We start from the raw sequence: 1,315 nt of genomic DNA, 5'->3' as shown, positions 1-1,315 counted from the left end.
CCGATATCACCGAAATAAAAAGAACTATGCAGCAAGCCACATAACGCTTGGTTCAGGTGCGCCGCCGCAGGCGGGGTCACCTGAAACCACTTGTTAGAAGGATTTTCTCAGAAAGTTTAGTTGCGGCCTCATGTTTTATGAGCAGTGCTTCTTCTAAGAGTACAGTCTTATTTGTTTCAGTTTCTATATCCCACTCGTTAACAACTATATCTGTGGCCATTAGATTTACGGGAAAATAATCAATAAATTCTTCTAACTCTGAAAAATATTCAGGTATTAATTTTTCGGGTGATACATCACCTCTTGGATAGTAGTCAATATCAATAAACTTTAAGTTATCAATGTCAATGTTAGAAATTGAACTCTCTATTTCATTTAAAATTGATTCTACCTGCTCGCTTTTGGATAATTTTTGATAATCAATATTCCTTTTTTTCAAGCTATTAATGCTACCTAAATTTTCACTACTACTTATCTCGCTGTAATGAAGTGACTTGAATGGATTTAATGAAGTCCACTTCTCATTCAAATATAGGCTTGGTGAAAACTTTACCTGATAAATTATTTTTGTGTCAGGGTGATAGATGTAACCAATTTTTCTATCAAAAAAAGCAGTATGTGATATGAGTAAAAGTATTACCATTGCACCGAGAATAATTGAAATATAAATACAAAATTTATTTTCATATTCTATTTTATCCATACTTTTATTATCCTTTTTTAGTATGTTGTAAATTGCTTGGCGATCCTTCTAACAGTCGTTTACACGAATCAGTTTCGCATAACATACTGTAGATTTGCTATACGTACCAGCCGATACCCACATACAGCCCGGCTTGTACGGCGTTCTGCATTTTTAAAGCTATATCTTCTGATTCGCATTTTGTAATTCGCATATTTTTCGGTCAAACAATCTGTATGATTACAGATTGTTTTATTTTCATTCAAAACAACAGGTTAACCATTCAGTTGATTTTCTGCATATACGAACTAACTTTTACTGTATAAAAAAACAGTATAAGGCAGAACTTATATGAGATTACAAGAACGCTTTCAAATTGCCATTCGCTCTGCCGGTTACTCTCTGTCTACCGAGCGAAGCTACTGGGATTGGATTAAACGCTTTATAAGATTTCATAAAATGCGGCATCCCGATTTATTAACGGGTGATGATGTCCGTGATTTTCTCACCCACCTGGTAATGAAAAAGCACGTTGCGGTCAGTACTCAGCAGCAAGCATTGAGCGCCCTGGTCTTTTTGTACAAACAAGTGCTCGGGCGCGACAGTTTAACGATCAATGACTGGCTAAAAGCA

General features: G+C 35.7%; 2 protein-coding genes. One reads left to right on the top strand and one right to left on the bottom strand.

The features are described 5' to 3' along the window. Positions 1-76 precede the first annotated feature (76 nt). Positions 77-703: a hypothetical protein gene (locus tag KDK13_RS18840; RefSeq protein WP_257286551.1), complete on the bottom strand. Its 627-nt coding sequence runs from the start codon at positions 701-703 to the stop codon at positions 77-79. 330 nt (positions 704-1,033) lie between these two features. Between KDK13_RS18840 and KDK13_RS18835 the strand changes: the two genes are divergently transcribed. Further along, positions 1,034-1,315: site-specific integrase (locus KDK13_RS18835; protein WP_257286550.1), on the top strand; the 282-nt coding region annotated here is incomplete at its 3' end.

Origin of the sequence: Endozoicomonas sp. SESOKO1, assembly GCF_024606265.1 — a bacterium.
GTDB lineage: Bacteria > Pseudomonadota > Gammaproteobacteria > Pseudomonadales > Endozoicomonadaceae > Endozoicomonas.
Note: the sequence above shows the minus strand (reverse complement) of the source record. Positions and strands in the feature narration are given on the sequence as shown.